The sequence below is a fragment of the Streptomyces boluensis genome (assembly GCF_009908195.1).
Taxonomy (GTDB): Bacteria; Actinomycetota; Actinomycetes; order Streptomycetales; family Streptomycetaceae; genus Streptomyces; species Streptomyces boluensis.
This window is the reverse complement of sequence record NZ_JAAAHS010000597.1, coordinates 1-2,956: the sequence shown is the minus strand read 5'-3', so window position 1 is coordinate 2,956 and position 2,956 is coordinate 1. Positions and strand designations below refer to the sequence as shown.

Genomic DNA, 2,956 nt, shown 5'->3' with positions numbered 1-2,956 from the left:
GTGCGGCTCACGGGGGAGCGGGGGCTCGACGTGACGGCGCGCACCGACGCGGAACTCCTGGTGTGGGAGCTGCCCGCGCCGTGGACGCCGCCTAGCGCTTGAGCTCGGCGAGGACCGCGTCCGTGAACGGCGGCCACGCCTCGACCGCCCACGGTCCGAAGGGCCGGTCGGCGAGCGCGACGCAGGCCGCCCCCGCATCCGGGTCGATCCACAGGAACGTACCGGCCTGACCGAAGTGCCCGAACGTGCGCGGCGAGGACGAACTGCCCGTCCAGTGCGGGGACTTGGAGTCGCGGATCTCGAAGCCGAGGCCCCAGTCGTTGGGCTTCTGGTGGCCGTACCCGGGCAGGATGCCGGAGAGGCCGGGGTGCACGACGGACATCGCCTCGACGACGGTACGGGCGTCGAGCAGTCGCGGCGCCTGCACCTCGGCGGCGAACCGCACCAGGTCGTCGACGGTGGACACGCCGTCCTTCGCGGGCGAACCGTCCAGCGTGGTGCCGGTCATGCCGAGCGGTTCGAGCACCGCCTGCCGGGCGTACTCGGCGAACGGCATGTCGGCGGCCTTCGCGATGTGGTCGCCGAGCGCCTCGAAACCGGCGTTGGAGTACAGCCGCCGGGTGCCGGCGGGGGCCATCACCTTGTGCTCGTCGAAGGCGAGACCGCTGGTGTGCGCGAGCAGATGCCGCACTGTGGACCCCTCGGGCCCGGCGGGCTCGTCCAGCTCGATCGCACCCTCTTCGTACGCGACGAGCGCGGCGTACGCGGCGAGCGGCTTCGTGACGGAGGCCAGCGCGAAACGGTGCGCGGTGGGGCCGTGCGTCCCGACGACGGTCCCGTCGGCGCGGACGACGGCCGCGGCGGCGGTCGGGACGGGCCAGTTCTCGATCTGGGCGAGGGTTCGCATGCGTCTGAGGTTACGGGGTGGGGTTGCCGGGATTGTTCCCGCACCCTCGACGTGGGCCCCGCCCGATCGGCCTCCGGCCTCGTCCTCAGGCGCCGGACGGGCTGAATTTGCGCCGCCCGGCAACTAGCCGTTCTCCCCGCGAGGGTCACCGCCGATCGCCCTCCGGGCTCGTCCTCAAGCGCCGGACGGGCTGAATTTTCCGGGCGGGGACGCGGGTGCCCGGCGCTTCGCCGAACTGCTAGGTGATGGCAGCGAGTTCAGTTTCGGTCGGGGGCCTATATCCAGCCCGCCCGGCGCTTGAGGACGGGGCCGCAGGCCGATGGGGCGGGGTCTGGGGAGGCAGCCCCAGGTGGGGCGCGCGGCTCGACGGTGCGCCGGTGTGGCCGAGGCTCATGGCGCGAGGCTAACGAGAACAACGGGTGATCTCCTCCCGATTTCGCTTGCCTGGAGCGCACTCCAAGGTTCTAGCGTGGGGGACATGACGGTGATGGAGAGCACTCCGGTGACCCCCGCTGCGCAGAACCGGTGCGACCGGGTGGACCCGGCGCATCCGCGGCCCGACGGGGAGGACCGGTACACGATCAGCGAGGTCGCCGCGCACACCGGACTCAGCGCGTACACCCTGCGCTGGTACGAGCGGATCGGCCTGATGCCGCACGTGGACCGCTCGCACACCGGTCAACGCCGGTTCAGCAACCGGGACTTGGACTGGCTCACCTTCGTCGGCAAGCTCCGCCTCACCGGGATGCCGGTCGCGGGCATGGTCCGCTACGCCGAGCTGGTGCGGCAGGGCGAGCACACCTTCGAGGAGCGGCAGGCGCTCCTGGAGCAGACCCGGCGGGACGTCATCGGACGGATCGCCGAACTCCAGGGCACCCTCGCCGTACTCGACTACAAGATCGACTTTTACGCGGGCGTCCACCGGGCGTCGGAGAGGGCTTGAGCCTGATGAGCAGGGAGAGCACGGAGAGCATGGAGAAGATCGCCACCACCCGACTCGGAAGTGCGGGACCCGAGGTGGGCGTCCAGGGGCTCGGCTGTATGGGTATGAGCTTCGCGTACGGCGCCACCACGGACCCCGACGAGGCGCGGGCCACCCTGGAGCGCGCCCTTGAGCTGGGTGTCACCCTGTACGACACCGCGGACATGTACGGCTTCGGCGAGAACGAGAAGTTCATCGCGCCGTTCGTGCAGGCGCACCGGGACGAGATCGTCCTCGCCACCAAGTTCGGCATCGTCCTCGACAAGGACGACCTGGACAATCGCAGCATCAGCAACGACCCCGCGTACATCCGCAGTTGTGTCGAGGGCAGCCTCCAGCGCCTCGGCGTCGACGTCATCGACCTCTACTACATGCACCGGCGCGACGTGAACGTGCCCATCGAGGAGACCGTCGGCGTCATGGCCGAGCTGGTCGCCGAGGGCAAGGTCAAGCACCTGGGCCTCAGCGAGGTGACCGGGCCCGAGCTGGAGGCCGCGCACGCGGTGCACCCGATCGCCGCCGTGCAGTCGGAGTGGTCGCTGTTCAGCCGGGACGTGGAGGCCGCCGTGGTGCCCGCCGCGGCCCGCCTCGGCACCGCGTTCGTGCCGTACTCGCCGCTCGGCCGGGGCTTCCTCACCGGCGCGTTCACGGACGCGAGCACCGAGCTCGGCGCGGACGACTTCCGCCGTACGCTGCCCCGCTTCACCGGCGACAACGCCACCGCGAACGCCGCGCTCCTCGCACCGGTACGGAAGCTCGCCGAGTCCCGGGACGCGAGCCTCGGGCAGATCGCGCTCGCCTGGGCGCAGCAGCAGGCCGATGTGCACGGCCTGCCCGTGATCCCCATTCCGGGCACCCGCAAGCGCAGCCGCGTCGAGGAGAACGCGGCGGCGACCCGACTGGTCCTGACGGAGAGCGAGTTGGAGCTCCTGGAGCCGATCGCCGGGCAGGTCGCCGGCGGCCGGTACGCCAACATGAGCTTCACCTCGGCGGGCCGCGAGTAGGGCGGTACGCACGGACACGAGGGGGCGCCCGGGTATTTCCGGGTGCCCCCCTCCCCGTAGCCC

The 2,956-nt window shown here is 71.4% G+C and carries 3 protein-coding genes; 2 read left to right on the top strand and 1 reads right to left on the bottom strand.

What is annotated here, in order from left to right; genetic code table 11:
- Nucleotides 1-91 precede the first annotated feature (91 nt).
- Entirely contained in the window at nucleotides 92-907 is an 816-nt protein-coding gene (locus GUY60_RS36385) for a serine hydrolase domain-containing protein (protein ID WP_161705773.1), read from the bottom strand.
- Nucleotides 908-1,385: 478 nt separating this feature from the next.
- On the opposite strand from GUY60_RS36385, the gene GUY60_RS36380 reads away from it, so the two are divergent.
- Together GUY60_RS36380 and GUY60_RS36375 are read left to right on the top strand one after the other, a co-directional pair.
- Nucleotides 1,386-1,850, top strand: coding sequence for a MerR family transcriptional regulator (locus GUY60_RS36380; protein ID WP_187370218.1), 465 nt, complete (start codon nucleotides 1,386-1,388; stop codon nucleotides 1,848-1,850).
- Between the two features lie 5 nt (nucleotides 1,851-1,855).
- Nucleotides 1,856-2,893 (top strand): aldo/keto reductase, encoded by a 1,038-nt coding sequence (locus GUY60_RS36375; RefSeq protein WP_161705771.1) that lies wholly within the window; start codon nucleotides 1,856-1,858, stop codon nucleotides 2,891-2,893.
- Nucleotides 2,894-2,956 lie beyond the last annotated feature (63 nt).

Bases quoted from the DNA above. Each gene is read 5' to 3' on its own strand.
- GUY60_RS36380 (WP_187370218.1), top strand. From the start codon at position 1,386: ATGACGGTGATGGAGAGCACTCCGGTGACCCCCGCTGCGCAGAACCGG.
- GUY60_RS36385 (WP_161705773.1), bottom strand. From the start codon at position 907: ATGCGAACCCTCGCCCAGATCGAGAACTGGCCCGTCCCGACCGCCGCC.
- GUY60_RS36375 (WP_161705771.1), top strand. From the start codon at position 1,856: ATGAGCAGGGAGAGCACGGAGAGCATGGAGAAGATCGCCACCACCCGA.